This window comes from Kitasatospora dryopteridis (genome assembly GCF_050749075.1).
Classification (GTDB): domain Bacteria; phylum Actinomycetota; class Actinomycetes; order Streptomycetales; family Streptomycetaceae; genus Kitasatospora.
Map to the genome: position 1 here is coordinate 2,883,387 of NZ_CP192749.1, position 22,995 is coordinate 2,906,381.

Here is a 22,995-nt window from a genome sequence, read left to right on the forward strand (position 1 = left end):
CGTTCTCCTCTCACGTGCGAGCCATTCACGCGGCACGGCCGCGGCCCGATCAGGCCGGCGGCCGCCGCCGGGCCGGGAAGCTGGCGGCAGGCAGCGCGATCCTCGCCCAGCTGTGGGGGTTTGGGCTTGGAATCTGCGACGCCCGCGCCGCCGAAGGGCCGGGGCCCGGCCTGACCGACCAGGTCGACGCCCCGGCCCTTCTCCACCGACTCGGCGGGGACACCGTCCCCGTCGTCCACCAGCAGACCGCGCCGGTCGCGGAGGTGCTCCGGGACCGGATCAGGGTCGACGGCCTCCCGCTTCCCGGGCAGGCCGCGACCGTGCCTGACGCCTTCGCGATCGCCGCGGTCCTGCTCCCCGCCGTCCCCCCGCACCCGCGGGAGGACGGCGGCGGTGTTTCCGGCCCCCCGCCGGCCGCCCCCGGCGGGGCTGCGGCGGCGGAGCCCGGGACGGACGGCAGCGGCGCAGCCGGGGCTCCCGCGCCGGCCCCGCGGCCCTCCGCCGCAGCAGTGCCGGCGATCCAGGCCGACCAGCCCGCCGCGGAACCTGCCCGGGTACCCGGTCCGGCCGCGGGAGGGCCCGCCCCCGAGCACGGGACGGCGCCGGCGGCCGACCCGTTCGGCACCGCACCGACCGCCCGCACCCGGGCCGACGACGCGGTGGCCGTGCTCGTCCCGATCGCCGCCGGACTGCTGCTCACCGGCCTGGCGATGTACAAGCACCGCGGCCTCCCGAGCGGGCACTGACGCGCCGCTGCCGGGGCGTGCCGGCAAGGCACGCGGGTGCCCGCGCCCTCTGGCAACGCGCCTAGCGGAAGGCGCCCGGGGGCGGGGCCGGGGACGGGACGGCGGAGGTGTCCGTGACCGGGGCTGCGCCGGCGGTGAAGTCGGTCAGGGCGCGGCCGTGTTCGACCCGGCCCAGGGCGGCGTCGGAGGCCACCCGGCGGCCGAGTTCCTCCAGCGGGAGCGGGGCGGTGCCCGCCGCCAGGATCAGGTTGCCGAAGCGGCGGCCCCGCAGCACCGCCGGGTCCGCGACCAGGCACACCTCGGGGAAGACGGCGAGCAGGGTCGCGGTCTGGGCGCGGGCGAAGGCCAGTGACGACCCGTCGGTGATGTTGACCACCAGCCGTCCGCCGGGGGCGAGCGCCCTGGCCGCAAGGGTGGCGAACTCGACGGTGGCGCAGTGCGCGGGCACCCGGGCTCCGGAGAAGACGTCGGCGATCACCAGGTCTGCGGCGCCCTCGGGTGCCCGTTCCAGGACGGCGCGGGCGTCGGCGCCGCGGACCCTGATCTGCCAGCCGCGGTCCAGCGGGAGTTCGGCGCGGACGAGTTCGGTGAGTGCGGTGTCGATCTCGGCGACCTGCTGGCGGGAGCGCGGGCGGGTGGCGGCGACGTACCGGGGCAGGGTGAGCGCGCCGCCGCCCAGGTGCAGGGCGGTGATCGGGCGGCCGGGCGGGGCCGCGAGGTCGATCAGGTGGCCGATCCTGCGCTGGTACTCGAAGCCGAGGTGGGTGGGGTCGGCGAGGTCGACCATCGACTGCGGGGCACCGTCCAGCAGCAGTTGCCAGGCGCGGGGGCGGTCGCGGTCCGGGAGCAGTTCGGCCGTGCCGGAGTCGACCCGGGCGGTCAGCGGGCCCTGACGGTGGCTGCGGCCCTCCGCGCCGGTGGTGTCGGGCGAGGTCTCTGCCCGCGTTCGGCCGGCCCGGTTGCTGCGTCCCATGCCCTCATTATCGGTGACCCCGCGGAGGCGTCCGGCCCGGGTCAGAAGGGGCCGAGGCCGCCGGCGGTGAGGGTGCAGGCGGCTTCGCAGAGGGCGGAGCGGAGCACCCAGGCGTCGGTGGGCCGGGCGTGCAGCTGGGGGCCGGCCGGGGGCATCACCCAGCGGGCGTCGGTGGGCGGCGGCAGGACGGCGCCGGGCGTACAGGAGCTGCCGGGGAGGTGCCAGTTGCGGGCGGTGCCGGCGGGGACGAGGAAGGAGACGGCGGAGCCGCCGCGGCTCTGCAGGACGGCGCCGCAGGCTCCCCGCAGGCGGAGGATGTCGACGGTCTCCAGGCCGTGCCGCACCGCGACGGTGACGGTGTCGTAGCCGGTCGCCGCGGGCCCGCCGGCGGTGCCCGCCGTACCCTGCTCCGCGGCCCGGGCGCTGCCGGTGCCGCCCCCGCCGGCCGACCGTGCGCCGCCGTCCGTCCCCTCCGGCAGCAGTGCCGGGGCGATGCCGGCCGGTAGGGCGGCCGGCCGTCGGTACTGCGGTGCTCGGGTGGCCATGGGGACCTCCTGTCGTCAGGTCGGAAGCCGGCCGCCCGATCGAGTGGGGGACGGGTGCGGGGGCTTCCACGTAACAGGACAACGCACACGGGGCCCGCAAGGCCACGGGCGCGTCTACAGCAAGACATGGCATTTCATGGCAGAACCCGGCACCGCGGGCCGTAATGTCCGTAATTGCCCCGTACGGTTCCGTTCACCGGCCGCAGTCGGATCGTGACTGCCGGTACTGTCGTGCCGGCACCGCCCCGGGCACCCCACCGGCCCGTGGCGGCGCGGCATTCGCCGTGGCGCCACCCTGCACGACTCTCGGAGCCCAGCCATGGCAGCCACGAGTCCCGGCGGGCCCCGGCCCGGGCCGGCCGCCCCCAACACCGTGATGCGCGAGCTGCGCGGCGACCTCTCCCCCGGCGAGTTCGCCACGGCGGTCCGCCGCGCGGCGCGGGAGATCGGCGAGCACGTGTCCTGCGACGCGCGCTACGTCGGCCGGGTGGAGTCGGGCGAGATCCGCTGCCCCAACTACGCCTACGAGCGGGTGTTCCGGCACATGTGGCCGGGCCGTTCGCTGGCCGACCTCGGCTTCGCGCCGCGGCAGGCGGTCCGCCGCCGCCCGGCGGAGCCGCCGGTGCCGGCCGCGCCCCCGCCGGTGGCACCGCACGATCGTGACGAGGAGAACGACGACGTGTACCGCCGTACGTTCCTGACCGGCGGCCCGACCGCCCTGGCGGCCGCGCTCGGCCTGGACGGCGCCGGCAGCGACCCGGCCTTCGCGGCGCCGCCCGCGCAGGCCGTCCCTGCTCCGCGCCGGGTGGGCGCGGCCGAGATCGAGGGCGTCGAGCAGGCCGTCCGGGACATCCGGCTGCTGGACGACGCCCAGGGCGCGGACGCGCTGTTCGAGCGGGCCGGGCAGTCGCTGCGCAGCGCGTACGTGCTGCTGAACGAGGGCCGCTACTCGGCCGAGGCGGAGCGCCGGCTGCAGTCCGGGGCCGGTGAGCTGGCGATCTCGGTCGGCTGGCTGGCGCACGACTCCAACCGGCTGGCCGACGCCAGGTCCTTCTACTCGGAGGCGCTGGCGACGGCGCGGATGGCGGGGGACGCGGCGCTGGAGGCGCACGTCTTCTGCAACAGCGCCTTCCTCGCCCGGGACGCCGGCCGGCCGCGCGAGGCGCTGCGGGCGGCGCAGGCCGGGCAGTCGGCGGCCGCCGGGCTGGGCTCGGACCGGCTGCTGGCGCTGCTCGCGCTCCGCGAGGCGGGCGGCTGGGCGGTGCTGAGGGACCGTTCGGCCTGCGGGCAGGCGCTGGCCCGGGCCTCGGCGCTGTTCGAGCAGGGACCGTCCGACGCGGATCCGGAGTGGATGTCGTTCTTCGGCGAGGCGGAACTGGCCGGGCTGGAGGCGCAGTGCTGGTCGGCGCTGGGCGAGTGGGAGCTCGCCGGGCGGCGGGCGGAGCGGGCGATGGCCCTGCAGGACCCGCACTTCGTGCGGAACCGGGCGCTGTACACGGCGGAGCTCGCGCACGACCGGCTGGGGCTCGGCGACCTGGCGGGGGCGGCCGGGCACGGATCGGCGGCGGTGGTCCTGCTGGGCGGCGTCCGCTCGGCGCGCATCAGGGCGATGCTGGCCGGCACCGCCGGACGGCTGCGGGCGCACGGGGCGGTGCCGGAGGTGGCGGAGTTCCTGGCCGCGTACGACGGCGCGGTGAAGGCCGCCTGACGGTCCGTCCGGGCGGGGCCCGGCGGACCGTCGGGGCGGGCCGGTCAGTCCAGGTGGCTGTGGTCGTTCCAGATCTCCACGGCGGGCAGGCCGTACTCCCAGGACAGCAGGCAGAGCGCGGCCGTGCCGAGCTTGAGGCGCTGGGCGTACTCGGGGGGCAGGCCGAGCCAGCGGGCGGCGAGGATGCGCAGCAGGTGGCCGTGGGCGAAGAGCACCACGTCGCAGTCGGCGGCGTGCATGGTGGTGGTCTCGGGGTGCGGGACGCCGTGGGTGCCCCTGAGCTCGTCGAGAAAGGCGTCGACCCGGGCGGCGACCTCGGAGAGCTTCTCGCCGCCGGGCACGCCGTCGCGCCAGATCAGCCAGCCGGGCTGGTCGGTGGCGCGGATGTCGGGGCCGGTACGGCCCTCGTACTGCCCGTAGTCCCATTCCATGAGTTCGGGGCGGTCGACGGCGCGGTCGCCGAAGCCGGCCAGCTCGCAGGTGTCGCGGGCGCGGGAGAGCGGGCTGGTGTAGACGACGGCGTCGGGCAGGCCGTTCCAGGGGGCGCGGGCGAGCCGGGCGCCGAGGGCGCGGGCCATCGCCCGGCCCTCCTCGGTGAGCGGCACGTCGGTGCGGCCGGTGTGCTGGCCGGTCGCCGACCAGGCGGTCTCGCCGTGGCGGACGAGCACGATGCGGGCGGGCATGGGTGGGACTCCTCGGAGCTGGTTTCGCGGCGGCCTGGCTCGCCATTGAGGGCCGGGTCACCATGATCCCCCACCCGGCGGCGGCGCGCCGGTGGGGGCTGTGTTGTCGCCCGCTCGCCGCTGTTCTGTCGCCCGCTCGCCTCCGGGCCCTCCTGACCCGGCGCCGACGGTCGTCGCTCCGTCGCTGCGCTCCCTCGCTCCTCGCTTTCGGCACCGGCGGGCCCTTCGGCTCGGGGCGGGTGTCGCCCTCGCGCTCGTCGCTTTCGGTACCGGCGGGACTTCGCTCCCTCGCTCGCCCTCCTTGCCCGCCGACGGGCAGGAGGGGCCCACCCTTTCGGCACCGGCGGGCCCTTCGGTGTGGGGCGGGTGCGGCCCGGGGCAGGCCGATCCGGAGGTCCCGGCCCCGATTGTCAGTGGCGGATGCGACACTGTGGCGCACCATGAACGTCTCGCACCTGGGGCAGTCAGAGCCGCTCGCGCAGCGGCTCTCCGAGCTGCGCGGCCGGGCGCCGCAGCGCAGTCTCGACGCCCGTGCCCTCGCCGCGCTCGCCGCCAATCCCGGCTGCCGCCGCCGCTCGCTGCTGGACGCCGCCGGCGTCGACAAGGCCGCGATCGCCCGGCAGTTGGGGCGCCCGGCCCCGTTCGGCCAGTCCCCGTTCGCGCTCGCCCGCGGCAACGTCTTCGAGGCCCGGCTGAAGGACGACGGCTACGCCGCCCTGCTGGAGCCGCTGCGCCGCCACCTCGGCCTGCCCGAGGAGAGCGGCACGCAGCTGGCCGTCCCCGACCTGATGCGGCGGTCCTCGCCCGCGGTGCGGGCCGAGCGCACCAGGGAGGCGCTCGCCGAGGCGGCGGCCGACCCCGAGCGGTGGACGCTGCTGGACCACCCGATGCTGCGGCTGACCGTGGCCGGCAGCCCGGCCCACCTGGAGCCGGACGCGGTGCTGGTGCACGGCGGCCGCTGCACCGTGGTGGAGATCAAGTCGTTCCCGGTGCTGGACGGCTCCGCGGACCCGGCGAAGGTCGGCGCGGCCGCCCGCCAGGCGGCGGTGTACGTGCTGGCACTGCAGGAGACGGCCGCCGCGCTGGCCGGGGTGCCGATCGAGCCCGGCCCGTACGGAGTGCAGGAGCTGCCGGGCAGCCCGATCACCACCGTGCTGCTGGTCTGCCCGAAGGACTTCTCCAACCGGCCGACGGCGGCCGCGGTGGACGTCCGCCGCGAGCTCGCCACGACCCGCCGCCAGCTGTCCCGGATGACCGGCATCGGACAGCTGCTGGACGCGCTGCCCGAGGGCACCAGTTTCGACCTGGTGCCGGACGAGGGCGGCGCACCGACCCGCCCCGCCGAGGAGCTGGCCGCCGCGGTCGGCTCCGTCCCCGCCGCCTACAGCCCGGACTGCCTCTCCACCTGCGAGCTGGGCTTCCACTGCCGTTCCCAGGCCCGCTGCTCGGACGCGGTCGAGCAGCTCGGCCGCGGTGTCCGCGGCGAGCTCGGCTCGATCCGCACGGTCTCCGCGGCGCTGGCCGCGGCGGAGGCGGCGGTCGCCGCGGCCTCCGCGGACGACGGCGAGCGTGCGGAGGCCGACGAGGCCGCGGCCCGGCTGCGGTACGCCGCGGCGCTGCGCGCGGAGGCTCTGGGGAGGGCCGTCTGATGCGGGCCGTGCGTGCGGTGCCGGGCCGGCGGTGGGCCCGGTGAGCCTGCTCTCCACCCTGGCCCGGCTGGAGTCGGTGCGCAGCGGGCGGGCCGAGCCGCTGGCGACGGTGCGCCACCGGCACCTCTCGGAGCGCCCGATGGTGGTCGTGCCGTTGGCTGCGGCGGGCGAGGCCGGTGCGCCGCTGGCGGTGATGCTGGGCACCGACCGGGAGGCGCCGCGGCTGCACATCGTGCCGCAGCCGCTCAACCGCGACCAGCGCTTCGACTTCCTGGCCCGCTTCGGCGCGGACCTGCTGCCCTACCTCGAGTCCTTCGCCGACGACGTGGAGCAGATCGAGGGCACCGAGAAGGACGCCGAGACCGGTGAGAAGACCCAGGTCTTCCGGGAGCTGTGCGCCGACGCACCGCAGCTGGTCGTGCCGAACGGCGGTTCCGTGCAGCACCTGGCGCTGATCGGCCGCTCCACGCGGTTCCGGCGCACCGCGGAGGACGCGGACCCGGGTCCCTACCCGGCGCCGACCCAGGTGCCGCTGCTGGGCCGCTGGCTGACGCACCTCACCGACCGGGCGCAGGTGCCCGGTTCCAGCCTGCTGCTGCCGATGACCTCGCTGCTGGCGCGGCACTGGGCGACCGGGCAGAGCCACCTCGAGGACCAGCACCTGGCCGCCCTGCTGGCCTGGCACCGTCCGCCGGCCGGGCTGACCGGCGCCGAGGCCGCCGAGCGGGCCGAGAGCGAGCGGGACGCGCACGGGCAGTTGGTGTGCCCGCCGGCCGGCCCGGCCACCGATCCGAAGTTCGACGAGCTGGTGCTGGCCCCGGCGATCGCCCGGCACGATGCGGCGCTGGCCGCCGCCCGGTCGGCGGGGCCGGGCGAGGCGGCCCGTGCGGAGCTGCTGGTCAAGCAGGCCGCGGAGCAGCTGCACGGGGTGCTGGAGCAGGTGCTGCTGCCGACCTGGGCGGACGTCTGGTTCGGGCTGGACCTGCTGCGGGCGCTGCCGGAGGGCGCGCACGTCACCGAGCGCTGGGAGGGCGACCGCTGGTCGTACACCGGGCACCGGGACAGGCTGGCGGCGGGCGAGCCGCCGCAGCCCAAACAGGACGATGCGGTGACGGCGGCGCGCAAGCTGGCGCAGCGCGAGCGCGAGCAGGTCCGGCTGGAGGTGCAGGAGGCGCTGGACGATCCGCTGGCGATGGCCGAGCACCGGCTGGCCGGCGAGGCGTTCGCCGGCGAGGTGGTGGCGGTGGTGCCGGAGTACGACACCTCCGGGCGGTCGGCCAAGCCGCGGCCGCTGCTGGTGGTGCGCACGCAGGACAGGCCGCACGCCGACGCGGGCCGGGAGGTGCACCGGGCGGGTGCGGCGACGCCGCAGCGCGGGGTGATCGCCGGTGCGGACGCGGCGGAGGGCACGGTGACGGTGCGGGTGGTGTCCGGGATGGGCCGCCGCAAGGAGCCGGAGCCTGGCAGTCTGCCGGAGGTCGGCGAGCAGGTGGTGTTCACGCTCTTCGAGCTGACGGCGCGCCAGTCGGCGCCGCTGCCGGAGCCGGAGGACACCCCGTGGACGCACGGCGGGCCCCCGGGTGCCGCCCCGATGTCGGCGAACGTTGCGGAAGAGTGGGAATGACCGTCGGTATGACTGCCGATCAGGCGCCGGGCGCTGCCGCCGACGCCGCCGTGGCCGCGATCCTGGAGGCCGCGGTGCGGCCCGTGCCGGGTGCTCCGCGCGGGGTGGTGGTGGATTCGCCGCCGGGTGCGGGCAAGTCGACTTTGGTGGTGCGGGCGGCCCGGGAGCTGGTCGCGTCCGGCGAGCGGCTGATGATCGTCGCGCAGACCAACAGCCAGGTCGACGACCTGGTGGACAGGCTGGCCACCAAGGGCCCCGACCTCACCATCGGGCGTCTGCACGCGGGCGACTCCCGGCCGGCGCCGGAGGCGCTGCGGCACGCCGGGGTGACGGCCTCCGAGAAGGTCGCCGACCTGCTGGAGCACGACGTGGTGGTCTCCACCGCGGCGAAGTGGCAGTGGGTGCGCACCGAGGCGCCGTGGCGGCACGCGATCGTGGACGAGGCGTACCAGATGCGTTCGGACGCGCTGCTGGCGGTGGCCCGGCTGTTCGAGCGGGCGCTGTTCGTCGGCGACCCGGGCCAGCTGGACCCGTTCACCGTGGTCGGCACCGACCAGTGGGCGGGCCTGTCGTACGACCCGTCGAGCAGTGCGGTGGTGACGCTGCTGGCGCACAACCCGGCGATCCGGCCGCACCGGCTGCCGGTGTCCTGGCGACTGCCGGCGTCGGCGGCGCCGCTGATCTCCTCGGCGTTCTACCCCTACACGCCGTTCCGGGCGGGCACCGGGCCTGGAGAGCGGCGGCTGGAGGCGGCCGTCCGGGCGGACGGCACGCCGGTGGACGCGGCGATCGACGAGGCGGTGGAGAGCGGCTGGGCGCTGCTGGAGCTGCCCGCCCGGCACACCGTGCGGACGGACCCGCAGGCGGTCGCGGCGGTCGCCGCGGTGGTCCGGCGACTGCTGGACCGCGGGCTGACCGCGCACTCCGAGCAGGGCTCGGCGCCGGTCGAGCCGGGGCGGATCGCCGTGGGCACCGCCCACCGGGACCAGGCCGCGGCGGTGCGCCAGGCGCTGGTCGCGCTCGGTGTGCCGGTGGACGCCGCCGAGGGCCCGGCCGTCACGGTGGACACCGCGAACCGGCTGCAGGGCCGCGAGTACGACGTCACCGTGGTGCTGCACCCGCTGTCGGGGCGGCCCGACGCGACCGCCTTCCACCTGGAGACCGGCCGGCTGTGCGTGCTGGCCTCCCGGCATCGGCACGCCTGCATCGTGGTGGCGCGGGCCGGGATCGCCGAACTGCTGGACGAGCACCCGTCGACGGAGCCGGTGCAGTTGGGCGTGGCGGTGAAGTTCCCGGACGGCTGGGAGGCCAACCACGCGGTGCTGGCGCACCTGTCCGCGCACCGGGTGCCGCTGGGCTGAGACCGGCCGGTACATGGGGGCCGGTCTCAGCGCAGACGGATCGGTACGGGGGCGCACCACAGGTGACAGGTGCGCCCCGGCAGGGAATAGCGACCTGGTGTGCACCGTTCCGCTACCGGCCGCCCGCGCGCGACAATGGACGACGGCCAGTTCCCGCAGCCAGCCTTCCGGAGGTGTCCGTCCATGCCCGATCCCCACACAGAGGCGTCCGACCAGAGCGGTACCCCCGCACCGGCCGCCACGGGCCCGGGCACCCCTCCGCGCCGGCTGCGCCCGGCCCAGCTGCTCTTCGAGCCGCAGGCCTCCGAGCCGGAGCCGGAGCGCTTCTTCGACCTGGAGTCCATCGAGGACCCGGCCGAACTGCTGCGCCGGTCGACCGAGTTGACGCTGGCGTTCCGGGCCGCTGCGGAGCGTGCCACGGACTTCCAGGCGATCGCCGCGGCGCAGCTCGCCGACACCCGGCGCTTCGACGCGCTGACCCCGGCCGAGATCGCCGCCCGGGCGGACTGGACGCCCGACTACGCGGTGCGGATGGTCGAGTACGGCCGCAGTCTGCAGAAGCAGCGCAGCGCGGAGCACTGATCCACGGGCCGGCGGCCGCACCGCACCGGGCCTCTGGCATATGCGGCCGGTAAGGGTACGCCCCGGCCCGCCACGGTGTCCGGCAAACCGGATTTTCCGTCCGTCCGCGCGCCGGCGCGGTCCACGCTGCTGGGGTGGACATCTGGACGTATCAATCCGTGGAGTACGTCACCGTCGCCGGCGAGGCCTGGCTGGCCTCGGCCAGCGAGTACCCGCGCTCCATGCGCGCCCTGTGGGAGTCGCGCCCCTGGGCCTCCACCGTGCTGCCGTGCGGCCGCGCCTTCGACGTGATCAGCATGCCGTCGCTGTTCGGCCGCCGGGTGCTGGACGAGCTGTGGTCCTCCGGGCCGGGATGCGGGCCGGTCGCCGCCTTCCGCGGCCGCACGCTGCTGTTCGTGCAGCCGGGCGCGGCGCCGCGGCTGCGCACCCTGCTGGCCTGGGAGGAGTGGGCCCGCGACGTCCCGCCGCTGCTCTGCCACGGCCAGGGCGACGCGGTGACCGTCCCCCCGGTGCAGCGCATGGTGGACGCCCCCGACTCTCCGGGCCTGGGCGGCGGCCGCTGGATCGTCGCGCCGGACTCCCGGGAGCCGTGGCTGCCCGGTGCCGCCGTGGTGCTGTGGGCGTGCGTACGGGCGGCCCGCAGCGAGCCCCGCACGTCGGCCGAGCCCGCCGCGGCCGGCCGTCCGGGGGCGGTGGAGGAGCCGGACGAGGCGCTGTCGCCCGCCCCGGGCGCCTGAGCACTGCCTGCGGGAATCCGATTTTGGTTCCGCCCGCGGCCGCTGCTAGAGTTTTCCACGTCAGCAGGCGCCGCTAGCTCAGTTGGTTAGAGCAGCTGACTCTTAATCAGCGGGTCCGGGGTTCGAGTCCCTGGCGGCGCACAGACGGTTGCAGGCCCTTCGCGAAAGCGGAGGGCCTGCGGCGTTTCCCGGAGCGCCCGCGGCTGCTACCTTTGCCGGTCATGGCGCCCGACGATCCCGCGCGCAGTACGCCGCCGGGCTGGGAGGAGTGGCTCCGCGCCGAGCTCGCCGGCCTGGAGGCGTCCGCGCTGCGCGCGCACCGGATCGCCGTCTGGCGCCACCGGCTGCTGATCTCCCTGGCCGTGCTGGGCGGCGCCGCGCTGATCGTGCTGCTGGCGGCCCTCCCCCGCTCCTCGGAGCTGCGCCGCACCCCGGTGCCGCCCGGTTCGAGCACGGTCTCGGCGCCGCCGTCGGCCGCCCCGTCCGCACTCTCCTCGAAGGCGGCCTGCTGCCCGCCGGAGCAGCCCGGCGGGTGCCCGAACTGCTGGACCGCCGGACGCTGATCCGGCGTCAACGGCTGCTGCGGGCACGCCCGGACGTGCCGGCGGGACCGCCCCGAGCCGGGACGGCCCCGCCGGACGGTCCGTCAGCGGCCGCGCAGCTCGCGGTAGCGGGCGACCAGGGCCGCCGTGGAGCTGTCCAGGCGCTCCGCGCCCTCGCCGGTCAGCAGCACCGGCTCGATCCGCTTGGCGAGCACCTTGCCGAGCTCCACGCCCCACTGGTCGAAGGAGTCGATGTTCCAGATCGCGCCCTGGACGAACACCTTGTGCTCGTAGAGGGCGACCAGCTGGCCGAGCACCGACGGGGTGAGCTCGGCGGCCAGCACGGTGGTGGTGGGGTGGTTGCCGCGGAAGGTCTTGTGCGGGACGAGGTCGGCGGGCACGCCCTCGGCGGCGACCTCCTCCGGCGTCTTGCCGAAGGCCAGCGCCTGGGTCTGGGCGAAGAAGTTGGCCATCAGCAGGTCGTGCTGGGCGACCAGCCCTGGCAGCAGGCTCTCCACCGGCTTGGCGAAGCCGATGAAGTCGGCCGGGATCACCTTGGTGCCCTGGTGGAGCAGCTGGTAGTAGGCGTGCTGGCCGTTGGTGCCGGGGGTGCCCCAGACGACCGGGCCGGTCTGCCAGGTCACCGGGTTGCCCTCACGGTCCACCGACTTGCCGTTGGACTCCATGTCCAGCTGCTGCAGGTAGGCGGTGAACTTGGACAGGTAGTGCGAGTACGGCAGCACCGCGTGCGACTGGGCGTCGAAGAAGTTGTTGTACCAGACGCCGAGCAGGCCGAGCAGCAGCGGCACGTTCTGCTCCGGCGGGGCGGTGCGGAAGTGCTCGTCGACCAGGTGGAAGCCGTCGAGCATCTCGCGGAACTGCTTCGGGCCGATGGCGATCATCAGCGAGAGGCCGATGGCGGAGTCGTACGAGTAGCGGCCGCCCACCCAGTCCCAGAACTCGAACATGTTGGCGGTGTCGATGCCGAAGTCGGCCACGCCCTCGGCGTTGGTGGAGAGCGCCACGAAGTGCCTGGCCACCGCGTCGGTGTCCGCGCGCAGCTCGGTGAGCAGCCAGTTCTTGGCGGAGACGGCGTTGGTGACGGTCTCGATGGTGGTGAAGGTCTTCGACGCGACGATGAACAGCGTCTCGGCGGCGTCCAGGCCGACCAGCGCCTCGTTCAGGTCGGCACCGTCCACGTTGGAGACGAAGCGGACGTCGATGCCGCGGTCGGTGTAGGAGCGCAGCACCTCGTAGGCCATGGCGGGGCCGAGGTCGGAGCCGCCGATGCCGATGTTGACGACGGTGCGGATGCGCTTGCCGGTGTGGCCCGTCCACTCGCCGCTGCGGACGCGGTCGGCGAAGGCGGCCATCTTGTCGAGCACCGCGTGGACGGCGGGCACGACGTTCTCGCCGTCCACCTCGACCACGGCGCCGCGCGGCGCGCGCAGGGCGGTGTGCAGGACGGCGCGGTGCTCGGTGTTGTTGATCTTCTCGCCGCGGAACATGGCGTCGCGCAGCCCGGCGACACCGGTGGCCTCGGCGAGGTCGCGCAGCAGGGCGAGGGTCTCGTCCGTCACCAGCTGCTTGGAGTAGTCCACGTGCAGGTCGCCGACGGCCAGGGTGTAGCGGCTTCCGCGCTCGGGGTCGGCCTCGAACAGTCCGCGCAGGTGCTGCTCGCCCAGCTCCGCGCGGTGCTTGGCCAGCGCGGCCCACTGGGGCGTGCGGTCCAGCGGGATGCGACCGCCGGTGCGGTTCTCCGACATCGGTTGCTCCTTGAGTATCCGGATTGCAGTACCGGCAGGGCCCGGCGAGAGGGTGTGCGCGAGGTCCGGCAGGGTGGTGCGTCGTGCCGGCTCCGTCGACGGCCTTGCCCGCGGGCCAGCCTATCCCCGGGCGGGGCGCTCACTTGCGCGCCGAGCGGAGGTCGAGGTCGCGCAGCACCCGGTCGGCGAGTTCCGGGTCGGCGCCGGGCTCCCCACGGGCCGTCAGCACCTCGCGCCGGGAGGCGGCGATCATCTCCTCCTCGACCGCGGCCGCCTGCCGCCACATGCCGAGCCGGCGCTTGGCCTCGGCGGCCTCCTCCTCCTCGTACCGCTCGGGGAAGAGCCGGGCGAGGCGGTCGTGCTGGCGCTCGCGGAGCCGGTCGACCAGTTCGGCGGGCAGCCGGCGCTCCTCCTCCAGTTCGTCGAGCCGGTGCAGGCCGGCCTTGGCGGCGCGCCCGCGCAGGACCCGCAGCGCCTCGTCGCGCGCGTCGGGGTGGTCCCGCAGGCCGAGCATCCGCACCACCCACGGGAGGCTGAGGCCCTGCACCAGCAGGGTGAACAGCACCACGCAGAAGGCGACGAAGACGATCTCGCTGCGGGCCGGGAAGGGGTGCCCGCCGTGCACGGCGAGCGGCACGGCGAGGGCGAGGGCCACGGTGGCGACCCCGCGCATCCCGGACCACCACAGGACGACCGTCTCCCGCCAGCTGATCGGCGTGTCCTCCTCGCCGTGGGTGACGACCTTGGAGATCCAGGCGGCCGGCAGCAGCCACAGCAGCCGGACGAGCACCACGGTGGCGATCACCCATGCGGTGTCGCCGAGCATCCCCTGCCAGCTGGAGCGGACGTCGGCGAGGACGGTGCTCAGCTCCAGGCCGATCAGGGCGAACGCCACGCCGGTGATCAGGATCTCGACGATCTCCCAGAAGGCGTTGCCGACCAGCCGGAAGGAGACGTCGTCGGCGTCGGCGGCCCGGTCCGCGAGGTAGAGCGCGCAGACCACGACCGCGAGCACGCCGGAGCCGTGCGCCTCCTCGGCGAGGGTGTAGGCGGCGAACGGGACGAGCAGGTTGAGCGCGACCTGCTGGGTGGGATCGTCCAGGCGGCCGGCCAGCCAGGCGTTCAGCCAGCCGAGGGCGATGCCGAGGACCACCGCGACCACCGCGGACAGCACCAGGCGCAGCGCGGCGCCGCCCACCGAGAAGTCGCCGCTGACGACGGCCTCGATGGCGAGCGAGTAGATGACGATCGCGGTGACGTCGTTGAACAGGCCCTCGCCCTCCAGCACGGCGACCAGGCGGCGCGGCAGGCCGACCGAGCCGGCCACCGCGACGGCCGCCACCGGGTCGGGCGGCGAGACCAGCGCCCCGAGGGCCACGGCCGCGGCCAGCGGCAGGCCGGGCACCTGCCACTGGAACACCGCGGCGACGGCCGTGGTGGTGATCACCACCAGGGCCACCGCCAGCAGCAGGATCGGCAGCAGGTTGGCGCGGAAGTAGCGCACCGAGGAACGGCGGGCCACCGCGAAGATCAGCGGCGGCAGCACCAGCGGCAGGATGAGGTCCGGGTCGAGCGTCACGTTGGGGATCAGCGGGACGAGGGCCATCACCAGGCCGAGCAGGGTCATCAGCACCGGCTGCGGCACGTGGATGCGGCGCGCCAGCGGCATGGTGACCACCGAGGCGAGCAGCACCAGGAACAGCAGCGACAGCTGGGCCACCGAATCGACTCTCCCGGGAGTTGTTGCGCGACGTGCGGTCCCCGATCCCGCGGATCAGCATAAATGTGACAAAGCGCCCGCCCGGTGCGGCTCGCCGGGCGCCGGACGGGAGCGGAGGTGGCCGGTGCGGGCTCTGGCGCACCCGGGGCCGGAGGGGCCGCCCGGCGCCCTGCAGGTTGTCGAGGCGGTGGTGCCGCGGGCCGGGCCCGGGCAGGTCCTGGTGCGGGTGGCGGCGGCGCACCTGCCGCGCGGCGGCGCGGCGCGGGCCGGCATCCCGGGCGAGGAGTTCGCGGGCGTGGTGGTGCAGCTCGGCCCCGGCTCGTACGGCCTGGAGGTCGGCGACGAGGTGCTCGGGCACTGCCCGTCCGGTGCCTGTGCCGAGTACGCGGCGGCGGACGCCGACCGGGTGGCGGCCAGGCCCCCGGAGCTGCCGTGGGCCGAGGCGGCGCTGCTGCCGCTCACGGCGGCCGGTGTGCAGGCGGTCCTGGACGGCCTGCGGGTGCGGCGCGGCAGCACGCTGCTGGTGCACGGCGCCGCGGGGCCGGCCGGGCGGGCGGCCGTCGCACTGGCCCGGTGGCGGGGGGCCGCGGTGGTGGCGGTGGCCGCCGAACGGGACCACGCCCTGCTGCGCGGCCTCGGCGCGGTGCCCGTCGGGTACGGGGCACAGCTCGCCGAACGGGTGACGGATGCCGCGCCGCAGGGTGTGGACGCGGTGCTGGACGCCGCCGGGCACGCCGCCGCCCCGGTCTGGGCTGAGCTGGCGGGCGGCCCGGAGCGGGTCGCCGGCCTCGGTCCGGCGGCGGGCGGCCGCACCCACGGGGAGGCGGAGTCCGCGGAGATCGCCGGGCTGGTCGAGCTGTGGCAGGCCGGGGCGTTCCGGCTCGCCCCGGACGAGGTGCTGCCGCTGGAGCGGGCCGCCGTGCCCGGGCCGGGGCCGGGACGGCTCGTCGTGGTGGAGCCCTGGGCCTGACCCGGCGCCAGCTGTCGGTGCCCTGTGGTTCACTGCGGCCATGGCCGACACCCTGGACACCCTTGCCTTCGACTCGGCGGAGGAGTTCGAGACCTGGCTCGCCGAGCACCACGGCTCCTCCCCCGGCATCTGGCTGAAGCTGCGCAAGAAGGCCCCGGGGGTCACCGCCCTCGACTACCCGCAGGCCCTCGACGCGGCGCTCTGCTTCGGGTGGATCGACGCGCAGAAGCGGTCCTTCGACGACCTGCACTGGCTGCAGCGGTTCTGCCCGCGGACGGCCCGCAGCCGCTGGTCGAAGATCAACCGGGAGAAGGCCGAGGCCCTCGCCGCCCAGGGCCGGATGCGCCCCGCCGGGCAGGCCGAGATCGACCGCGCCAAGGCGGACGGCCGCTGGGAGGCCGCGTACGACAGCCCGCGGACGGCCACCGTGCCGGAGGACCTGGCCGCGGCCCTGGCCGCCGTGCCCGTGGCGGCGGAGAACTTCGCCGCCCTGAACGGCGCCAACCGGTACGCGATCCTCCACCGGGTGCAGGAGGCCAAGCGCCCGGAGACCCGCGCGCGGCGGATCGAGCAGTTCGTGGCCATGCTGGCCGCCGGGGAGAAGCCCCACTGAGCAGCGGCGGATACGGATGTGCGTCCGACCTGCGGGAGCGTGTATGGTTGTCCACGTCAGCAGGCGCCGCTAGCTCAGTTGGTTAGAGCAGCTGACTCTTAATCAGCGGGTCCGGGGTTCGAGTCCCTGGCGGCGCACAGGCGGTCGAAGGCCCCTCGCGGAAGCGGGGGGCCTTCGACGTTCCCGGGGCCGCCCGGGCCCTACGCAGCGACCAGGGCCCGGTGCAGTTCTTCGGCGGCGGCCGACCCGGTGAGCGTGCGGGCCGCCAGCCAGGCGGCCGCCCCGGCCGTACTGCCGGCCGGGAGGATCTCGGCGGCGGGCCACCGTTCGGTCACCCCGTCCCGTACCGCCGCGGCGAGCGGCGAGCCGGCCGAGAGCACCCCACCGGCCAGCACCACCGGCAGTGCGGAACCTGCCGGGCGGACGGTGCCGAGCGTGCCGAGCAGCAGCCCGGCGGCCTCCCGGACGAGCGCCTGTGCGGCGGGCTCCCCGGCGGCGGCCGCGTCCAGCACCAGCGGGGCGAGCCGGGCCAGCCGGACGGGCGCCTCGGCGTACACGGCGCCGAGCAGTGCGGCCCGCAGCCCGTCCCCGCCGGAGCGCCCGCACAGCGCCTCCGCGACGGCCGCCGCGGTGCCGGTGGGCGTCCGGCGGGCGTCGACCGCGGCCAGTGCGAGCCGGACGGCCTCACGGCCGAGCCACTGGCCCGAGCCGAGGTCGCCGAGCAGCCAGCCGTGCCCGTCGGCGAGCCGGACGGGCACATGGCCGCGCACCTCGGCGGCGACCGCGCCGGTGCCGCCGATCAGCACGGAGCCGTCCGGGCGGCCGGTGCCCGCGGTGTAGGCGAGGGCGAGGTCACTGGTGGTGCGCGGGGTGACGGAGAGTCCGAGGGCGGGCCAGAGCCCGGCCAGTTCGGGTTCGGCGACCAGGGCGCCGGCCAGGCCGACCACGCCGGCCGCGACCGCGCCCGGGTCCAGGCCGTCGAGGGCGGCCCGCAGGGTGTCGCCGACCGCCCGGGCGGCGGCGGCCCCGCCGTGCGCCACCGGGTTGGCCCCCTCGCCGCGGGCGGTGCCGAGCACCCGGCCGTGCAGATCCGCGACGACCGCCCGGCTGCCGGTGCCGCCGGCGTCGAGGCCGAGGACGAGCGGGCCGGTCATGGCGGCCTCCTGGTCGGGGAGACGGGGGTGACCCCAGTGTCGGGTGCGGGCCCGGGGGCGTCAACGACCGCCGGGCCCGGGGCGGAGGCACCGCCCCGGGCCCGGCGGGGCGGGTCAGCCGAAGTAGGCGTCGAAGTTCTTGGAGAACTCCTGCCCGCCGAAGCGGTCCCAGTTGATCGACCAGGTCATCAGGCCGCGCAGGTTCGGCTGCGCCCCGCTGCGCGGGACGTAGCTGCCGCAGTTGGCCGCCCTGGTCAGGCAGTCCAGCGCCTTGTTGACCTCGGCCGGGGCCACGTAGCCGTTGCCGGCGTTGGTGGTGGCGGGCATGCCGATGGCGACCTGGGAGGCGGCCAGCGGCGGGAACATGTTCGCCGTGTTGCCGGCCACCGGGAAGCCCTTGAGCAGCATGTCGGTCATGGCGACGTGGAAGTCCGCCCCGCCCATCGAGTGGTACTGGTTGTCCAGGCCCATGATGGAGCCCGAGTTGTAGTCCTGGACGTGCAGCAGGGTCAGGTCGTTCCGCATGGCGTAGATGACCGGCAGGTAGGCGCCGGCCCGCGGGTCCTGGCCGCCCCAGGGGCCGGAACCGTAGTACTGGTAGCCGAGTTGGACGAAGAACGTCTCCGGGGCCATGGTCAGCACGAAGCCGGCGCCGTACTTGGCCTTGAGCGTCTTCAGCGCCGAGATCAGGTTGACCACCACCGGGCTGGTGGGGTTCTTGAAGTCGGTGTCGCCGGTGTTGAGGGAGAGCGAGTGGCCCTCGAAGTCGATGTCGAGGCCGTCCAGGCCCCACTTGTCGATGATCGCGGAGACCGAGGAGACGAAGGCGTCGCGGGCGGCGGTGGTGGTGAGCTGGACCTGGCCGTTCTGGCCGCCGATCGAGATCAGCACCTTCTTGCCCTGGGCCCGCTTGGCGGCGATGGCCGCCTTGAAGTCGGCGTCGGACTCGACGGTCGGGCACTCGGTGGCCGGGCAGCGGTTGAACCGGATGTCGCCGGAGGTCACCGAGGTGGGCTCGCCGAAGGACAGGTTGATGACGTCCCAGGAGGCCGGGACGTCCGCCATCCGGGTGTACCCGGCGCCGTTGGCGAAGCTGGCGTGCAGGTAACCGACCAGGGCGTGCGCGGGCAGCCCGCCGCCGGGCGGCTGGGTGGTCGGGGGCTGCGAGGTGGGCGGCTGGGACGTCGGGGGCTGCGACGTGGGCGGCTGGGACGTCGGGGGCTGCGAGGTCGGCGGCTGGGTGGGGGCGCCCGGGCCGTCCAGCGAGATGTCGTCCGCCCAGTAGGTGCCCTGGCCGTACCAGCCGTGGGTGAAGACGGTGGCGCTGGTCTGGCTCGCGCCGGTGGTGAAGCTGACCGAGAGCTTCTGGTAGGCGCCGCCGGTGCTCGGCGTCCAGGTCGAGGCTCCGCCGTTGACGCCCAGGTAGACGTAGGCGCCCTTCACCCAGGCGCTGAGCGTGTAGGTGGTGTTGGGGGCGACCGCGACGGTCTGCGTGCACTGGGCGTTGTCGCTCGCCGACGCTGCCCCGGCGAGGGCCCAACTGCCGGTGCGGGCCTGGCCGCTGACGACGCTGCCGGTGCCGCCGGTGCAGCTCCAGGGGGCCAGCGACCCGCTCTCGAAACCGCCGTTGGCGAGGAACTCGCCGGCGCTGGCGGAGTTGGCGAGGCCGAAGGTCAGGGCGACGGCGCCGGCCGCGGCGACGGTCCAGGCGGTGGCGGCGGCCACCAGGCGGCGGCCGGGCGGTGCGGCGTGGGATGGTCTCGGGGAAGTGCGCACGTGGGGATGCTCCTGCCGGAAGACGTGGGGGTGTCCGGGCGCCGGTGGGGGCCGGCCGGGCATGCAGCCGCAGCGGCAGGACGCGCCGCATTGGACTGGACCACACTTGGACTAGACCACTGAAGCGGAATCCCCGTGCGCCTGTCAATGGAGTCGGCAGACCGTCAGGGCCCGTCGGCGAGGGCGGAGTAGGGCGGCGGGTTGCGAGCCCCCCGCGACCGCCGAACCATGGAGAAGTGTCCGGATATCTCAGGTACCCCCACGTCCGCGGCGGCCTGCTCACCTTCACCGCGGAGGACGACGTGTGGGTGGCCCCGCTGCACCCGGACGGCAGCACCGGACGCGCCTGGCGGGTGAGCTGCGACCGCGTGCGGGTGAGCCACCCGCGGATCTCCCCCGACGGCACCACCGTCGCCTGGACCAGTTGGCAGGCGCTCACCCCCGAGGTGTGGACCGCCCCGGTGGCGGGCGGCGAGGCCGTCCGGCTCACCTACTGGGGCAGCCACGACACCCGGGTCCGCGGCTGGCTCCCCAACGGCCAGGTGCTCGCCGTGACCTCGTACCACGAGCCGTTCGCGCACTACACCTGGGCGTACGCGCTGCCGCCGGACGGCGCCCCCGGCCGCCGGATGCCCTGGGGCCCGGTCAACGACGCCCAGGTCGGCCTGGAGCACACCGTGCTGCTCACCTCGGCCGCCCCGCACGGCCCGGCCACCTGGAAGCGCTACCGCGGCGGAGCCACCGGCCGGCTCTGGCTCGACCACGGCGAGCTGCTGCCCGGCCACACCGGCCACCTCGCCTCCCCCATGCCGGTCGACGAGCCGGACCACCCGCGGATCGTCTTCCTCTCCGACCACGAGGGCGTCGGCAACCTCTACTCCTGCCGCCCCGACGGCTCCGACCTGCGGCGGCACACCGACCACGCCTCCTACTACGCCCGCGAGGCCGCCTCCGACGGCACCCGGATCGTCTACCAGCACGCCGGCGACCTCTGGCTGCTGGACAGCCTGCGCACCCCGGCCCCGCGCCGTCTGGAGGTGCCGCTCGGCGGCGCCCGGGCCGGCCGCCGCCCGTACCACGTGTCGGCGTCGCTGCACGTCAAGGACCTGGTCTGCGACCCCACCGGGCGGGCCGGCGTGGTCAACATCCGCGGCAGCCTGTACTGGCTGACCCACCGCGACGGCCCGGCCCGGGTGCTCGTCGACACCCCGGGGGTGCGCACCCGCCTGCCGGTGCTGCCCGCGTACGGCGGCCACGTCGCCTGGATCACCGACGCCGAGGGCGAGGACGCCGTCGAGATCGCCCCGCTGCCCGCCCGCGGCACCGACGGCGGCGGCCCCACCCGCCGGATCGCCGGCGGCATGATCGGGCGGGTCCAGGAGCTCTCCGCCGCCCCCGACGGCCGCCACCTGGCCGTCGCCGCCTCCGACGGGCGGCTGCTGCTGGTCACCACCGAGACCGGCGAGGTCCACGAGGTGGCCTCCTCCCAGTACGGGCCGGTCAGCAGCCCCGCCTTCTCCCCCGACTCGCAGTGGCTCACCTGGTCGCAGCCGGTCGCCGGGCGGTCGCTGCGGGCGATCCGGCTGGCCAGGGTGGACGCCACCGAGCGGATCACCGACGTCACCGGCGGCCGCTTCGAGGACGAGCACCCCGTCTTCACCCGGGACGGCCGGTTCCTGGTCTTCCTGTCCTGGCGCGGCTTCGACCCGGTGCACGACGTGCACACCGGCGACATGTCCTTCCCGCTCGGCTGCCGCCCCTACCTGATCCCGCTGGCCGCGGGGACGCCGTCCCCGTTCGCCGCCCCGGCGGAGGGCCGCCCGGCCATCGGGCTCGACCCGGGGGAGGCCACCGGGGACGGCACGGTCACCGTCGACCCCGAGGGCCTCACCAAGCGGCTGGTGCCCTTCCCGGTCACCGCGTCCAAGTACTCGGCGACCGCCCCGGTGCGCGGCGGGGTGCTCTGGCTGCGCTGGCCGATCTCCGGCGCCCTCGGCCAGACCTTCGCCAGCCCCACCGACACCTCCGGCAAGCCCAGTCTGGAGTACTTCGACCTCGCCCACGGCACCCGCTCCACCGTCGCCGACCAGCTGGACGGCTTCTCGGTCTCCGGCGACGGCGGCTCCGTCCTGGTCTTCTCCGCGGGCGTGCTCAAGCTCCACCCGCTGCCCGCCGGCACCCCGATCACCGTCGACCTGCGGCGGATCACCCACACCGTGCACCCGGCGGCCGAATGGCGGCAGGCCTTCCACGAGGCCGCCCGGATCGTCCGCGACCAGTTCTGGGACGAGGACATGTGCGGCCTGGACTGGCCCGAACTGGTCGCCCAGTACGAGCCGCTGCTGGACCGGATCGCCGGCCCCGACGACTTCGCCGACCTGCTGCGCGAACTGCTCGGCGAACTCGGCACCTCGCACGCCTACGTCACGCCCTCGCGCCGCGGCGAGGGCCCTCAGCTGCTCCAGCAGCCGCTCGGCCTGCTCGGCGCCAACGCGCACCGCGACCCGGAAGGACGCTGGCTGGTCGACCGCATCCTGCCCGGCGAGTCCTCCGATCCCAGGGCCCGGGCGCCGCTCGCCGGCTTCGGCATCCAGGACGGCGACGAGCTGATCGCCGTGGACGGCCGCCCGCCCGACCCGGTCCGCGGGCCGGCGCCGCTGCTGGCCGGCACCGGCGGCACCACCGTGGAGCTCACGCTGCGCTGCAAGGACTCCGGCCGGGTGCGCCGGATCGCCGTCACCCCGCTCACCGACGAACGGCCGATCCGCTACCAGGACTGGGTGGTCAAGCGCCGCAAACTGGTGCGCGAGTTCAGCGACGGCCGGTGCGGCTACCTGCACATCCCGGACCTCGGCGGCTCCGGCTGGGCCCAGTTCAACCGGGACCTGCGCAGCGAGCTGGCCAAGCCCGCGCTGATCCTGGACGTCCGCGGCAACGCCGGCGGGAACGTCTCCGAGCTGGTCCTGGAGAAGCTCGGCCGACGAGTCCTCGCCTGGGACTTCACCCGCGGGCGGCACCCGGTGCGCTGGCCGAGGGACGCGCCGCGCGGCCCGGTGGTCGCCCTCGCCGACCACGCCACCAGCTCGGACGGCGACGTGATCATCGCCGCCATCAAGCTGCTCGGGCTCGGCCCGGTGGTCGGCACCCGCACCTGGGGCGGTGTGGTCGGGATGACCGGCCGGCACGTGCTCGGCGACGGCACGCAGATCTCGGTGCCCAAGAACGCCTCCTGGTTCACCGGGGGAATCGGCTGGTCGGTGGAGAACCACGGCGTCGCCCCGGACGTCGAGGTGCTGCGCACCCCGCACAGCTGGGCCCGGGGCGAGCACACCGACCTGGCGGCCGCGGTGGAGCTCGCCATGGAGGCCCTCGCGGAGGCACCGGCGGCCGCACCGCCGCCCACCGACACGCCCCGCCCCGACCTGCGGAGGCCCCCGCTGCCGCCGCGGTCCTGATCGCGGCGATTCCCGGCGGACACAAGCCGGAGGGGCGCGGCCGCTGCTGCAGCCGCGCCCCTCCGGCCCGGATCGTGTTCGCGATCAGTCCCAGGGATCGCCCTCGGCGGTCATGTCGGCCGCGGCCCGGCGGTCCTCTTCCATCTGCTCGGCCTGGTGCTGGGCGTCCATCCGGCTCTTCTCGGCGGTGTCGCCGAAGGCGTCGGCGGCCTCGTCATGGGCGAGCGCCGCACGGTCGGCCGAAGTGTCCGTCTCGTGGGCCTTGTGCCGGAACCTGTCGAAGATGCCCATGTCTTCCTCCTCGCGTGCGGTCCGACCTGGGCTTCCCTCACTGTCACACTACGCCGCCGGGCATGCCACCGGGGGAGCGCCGGCACCGGCGCGTCGGGGC

General features: G+C 75.6%; 18 protein-coding genes, 2 tRNA genes and 1 pseudogene. 13 read left to right on the plus strand and 8 right to left on the minus strand.

The window, feature by feature from the left end; translation table 11 throughout:
- The first annotated feature begins 14 nt into the window (after positions 1-14).
- Positions 15-746, plus strand: a complete 732-nt coding sequence (locus ACQ614_RS13030) for a hypothetical protein (protein WP_431678698.1) — start codon at positions 15-17, stop codon at positions 744-746.
- A gap of 61 nt (positions 747-807) precedes the next feature.
- Here ACQ614_RS13030 and ACQ614_RS13035 read toward each other — a convergent pair whose 3' ends face one another.
- Both ACQ614_RS13035 and ACQ614_RS13040 read right to left on the minus strand, forming a co-directional pair.
- Positions 808-1,719 (minus strand): spermidine synthase, encoded by a 912-nt coding sequence (locus ACQ614_RS13035; protein WP_431678699.1) that lies wholly within the window; start codon positions 1,717-1,719, stop codon positions 808-810.
- A gap of 41 nt (positions 1,720-1,760) precedes the next feature.
- Positions 1,761-2,264 (minus strand): hypothetical protein, encoded by a 504-nt coding sequence (locus ACQ614_RS13040; RefSeq protein WP_431678700.1) that lies wholly within the window; start codon positions 2,262-2,264, stop codon positions 1,761-1,763.
- A gap of 319 nt (positions 2,265-2,583) precedes the next feature.
- On the opposite strand from ACQ614_RS13040, the gene ACQ614_RS13045 reads away from it, so the two are divergent.
- Entirely contained in the window at positions 2,584-3,972 is a 1,389-nt protein-coding gene (locus ACQ614_RS13045; RefSeq protein ID WP_431678701.1) for a tetratricopeptide repeat protein, read from the plus strand.
- A gap of 44 nt (positions 3,973-4,016) precedes the next feature.
- Here ACQ614_RS13045 and ACQ614_RS13050 read toward each other — a convergent pair whose 3' ends face one another.
- Positions 4,017-4,655 (minus strand): histidine phosphatase family protein, encoded by a 639-nt coding sequence (locus ACQ614_RS13050; RefSeq protein ID WP_431678702.1) that lies wholly within the window; start codon positions 4,653-4,655, stop codon positions 4,017-4,019.
- A gap of 440 nt (positions 4,656-5,095) precedes the next feature.
- Here ACQ614_RS13050 and ACQ614_RS13055 point away from each other — a divergent pair, with 440 nt between their 5' ends.
- The 7 genes and pseudogenes from ACQ614_RS13055 to ACQ614_RS13085 all read left to right on the plus strand — a co-directional run bounded on the left by ACQ614_RS13055 (position 5,096) and on the right by ACQ614_RS13085 (position 11,171).
- Complete coding sequence (locus ACQ614_RS13055) at positions 5,096-6,304, plus strand: hypothetical protein (RefSeq protein WP_431678704.1); 1,209 nt, start codon at positions 5,096-5,098, stop codon at positions 6,302-6,304.
- A 40-nt stretch (positions 6,305-6,344) separates the two neighbouring features.
- On the plus strand, positions 6,345-7,928 hold the full coding sequence (locus tag ACQ614_RS13060; RefSeq protein ID WP_431678705.1) for a hypothetical protein: 1,584 nt from the start codon (positions 6,345-6,347) through the stop codon (positions 7,926-7,928).
- Between the two features lie 8 nt (positions 7,929-7,936).
- Complete coding sequence (locus ACQ614_RS13065) at positions 7,937-9,289, plus strand: AAA family ATPase (RefSeq protein WP_431678707.1); 1,353 nt, start codon at positions 7,937-7,939, stop codon at positions 9,287-9,289.
- Between the two features lie 183 nt (positions 9,290-9,472).
- Positions 9,473-9,871 carry a hypothetical protein gene (locus ACQ614_RS13070; protein ID WP_431678708.1) on the plus strand — a complete coding sequence of 133 codons (399 nt, stop codon included), beginning with the start codon at positions 9,473-9,475 and terminating at the stop codon, positions 9,869-9,871.
- 107 nt (positions 9,872-9,978) lie between these two features.
- Positions 9,979-10,608 (plus strand): annotated as a pseudogene (locus tag ACQ614_RS13075) (bifunctional DNA primase/polymerase); the annotation flags it as partial.
- A 67-nt stretch (positions 10,609-10,675) separates the two neighbouring features.
- Positions 10,676-10,749: transfer RNA gene (locus ACQ614_RS13080), tRNA-Lys, on the plus strand.
- A gap of 80 nt (positions 10,750-10,829) precedes the next feature.
- Positions 10,830-11,171 (plus strand): hypothetical protein, encoded by a 342-nt coding sequence (locus ACQ614_RS13085; RefSeq protein ID WP_431678709.1) that lies wholly within the window; start codon positions 10,830-10,832, stop codon positions 11,169-11,171.
- An 83-nt stretch (positions 11,172-11,254) separates the two neighbouring features.
- On the opposite strand, the gene pgi is transcribed toward ACQ614_RS13085, so the two are convergent.
- Positions 11,255-12,916 (minus strand): glucose-6-phosphate isomerase, encoded by a 1,662-nt coding sequence (gene pgi, locus ACQ614_RS13090; protein ID WP_431678711.1) that lies wholly within the window; start codon positions 12,914-12,916, stop codon positions 11,255-11,257.
- 139 nt (positions 12,917-13,055) lie between these two features.
- Positions 13,056-14,636: a Na+/H+ antiporter gene (locus ACQ614_RS13095; protein ID WP_431678712.1), complete on the minus strand. Its 1,581-nt coding sequence runs from the start codon at positions 14,634-14,636 to the stop codon at positions 13,056-13,058.
- 124 nt (positions 14,637-14,760) lie between these two features.
- Here ACQ614_RS13095 and ACQ614_RS13100 point away from each other — a divergent pair, with 124 nt between their 5' ends.
- The 3 genes from ACQ614_RS13100 (at position 14,761) to ACQ614_RS13110 (ending at position 16,356) form a co-directional block, all read left to right on the plus strand.
- Entirely contained in the window at positions 14,761-15,606 is an 846-nt protein-coding gene (locus tag ACQ614_RS13100) for an alcohol dehydrogenase catalytic domain-containing protein (RefSeq protein WP_431678714.1), read from the plus strand.
- A gap of 40 nt (positions 15,607-15,646) precedes the next feature.
- Complete coding sequence (locus ACQ614_RS13105) at positions 15,647-16,219, plus strand: YdeI/OmpD-associated family protein (protein WP_431678716.1); 573 nt, start codon at positions 15,647-15,649, stop codon at positions 16,217-16,219.
- 63 nt (positions 16,220-16,282) lie between these two features.
- Positions 16,283-16,356, plus strand: a tRNA-Lys gene (locus tag ACQ614_RS13110).
- 63 nt (positions 16,357-16,419) lie between these two features.
- On the opposite strand, the gene ACQ614_RS13115 is transcribed toward ACQ614_RS13110, so the two are convergent.
- On the minus strand, positions 16,420-17,373 hold the full coding sequence (locus ACQ614_RS13115; protein ID WP_431678717.1) for an N-acetylglucosamine kinase: 954 nt from the start codon (positions 17,371-17,373) through the stop codon (positions 16,420-16,422).
- A gap of 114 nt (positions 17,374-17,487) precedes the next feature.
- Positions 17,488-19,050 (minus strand): chitinase, encoded by a 1,563-nt coding sequence (locus tag ACQ614_RS13120; RefSeq protein WP_431683908.1) that lies wholly within the window; start codon positions 19,048-19,050, stop codon positions 17,488-17,490.
- 335 nt (positions 19,051-19,385) lie between these two features.
- On the opposite strand from ACQ614_RS13120, the gene ACQ614_RS13125 reads away from it, so the two are divergent.
- Positions 19,386-22,604: a S41 family peptidase gene (locus ACQ614_RS13125; protein ID WP_431678718.1), complete on the plus strand. Its 3,219-nt coding sequence runs from the start codon at positions 19,386-19,388 to the stop codon at positions 22,602-22,604.
- A gap of 84 nt (positions 22,605-22,688) precedes the next feature.
- Here the strand turns inward: ACQ614_RS13125 and ACQ614_RS13130 are convergent, their stop codons facing one another.
- On the minus strand, positions 22,689-22,895 hold the full coding sequence (locus ACQ614_RS13130; protein WP_431678720.1) for a hypothetical protein: 207 nt from the start codon (positions 22,893-22,895) through the stop codon (positions 22,689-22,691).
- Positions 22,896-22,995: the final 100 nt, after the last annotated feature.

Coding starts and splice junctions, on each gene's coding strand:
- ACQ614_RS13045 (WP_431678701.1), top strand. CDS start 2,584: ATGGCAGCCACGAGTCCCGGCGGGCCCCGGCCCGGGCCGGCCGCCCCC.
- ACQ614_RS13040 (WP_431678700.1), bottom strand. CDS start 2,264: ATGGCCACCCGAGCACCGCAGTACCGACGGCCGGCCGCCCTACCGGCC.
- ACQ614_RS13130 (WP_431678720.1), bottom strand. CDS start 22,895: ATGGGCATCTTCGACAGGTTCCGGCACAAGGCCCACGAGACGGACACT.
- ACQ614_RS13035 (WP_431678699.1), bottom strand. CDS start 1,719: ATGGGACGCAGCAACCGGGCCGGCCGAACGCGGGCAGAGACCTCGCCC.
- ACQ614_RS13085 (WP_431678709.1), top strand. CDS start 10,830: ATGGCGCCCGACGATCCCGCGCGCAGTACGCCGCCGGGCTGGGAGGAG.
- pgi (WP_431678711.1), bottom strand. CDS start 12,916: ATGTCGGAGAACCGCACCGGCGGTCGCATCCCGCTGGACCGCACGCCC.
- ACQ614_RS13065 (WP_431678707.1), top strand. CDS start 7,937: ATGACTGCCGATCAGGCGCCGGGCGCTGCCGCCGACGCCGCCGTGGCC.
- ACQ614_RS13105 (WP_431678716.1), top strand. CDS start 15,647: ATGGCCGACACCCTGGACACCCTTGCCTTCGACTCGGCGGAGGAGTTC.
- ACQ614_RS13050 (WP_431678702.1), bottom strand. CDS start 4,655: ATGCCCGCCCGCATCGTGCTCGTCCGCCACGGCGAGACCGCCTGGTCG.
- ACQ614_RS13115 (WP_431678717.1), bottom strand. CDS start 17,373: ATGACCGGCCCGCTCGTCCTCGGCCTCGACGCCGGCGGCACCGGCAGC.
- ACQ614_RS13055 (WP_431678704.1), top strand. CDS start 5,096: ATGAACGTCTCGCACCTGGGGCAGTCAGAGCCGCTCGCGCAGCGGCTC.
- ACQ614_RS13070 (WP_431678708.1), top strand. CDS start 9,473: ATGCCCGATCCCCACACAGAGGCGTCCGACCAGAGCGGTACCCCCGCA.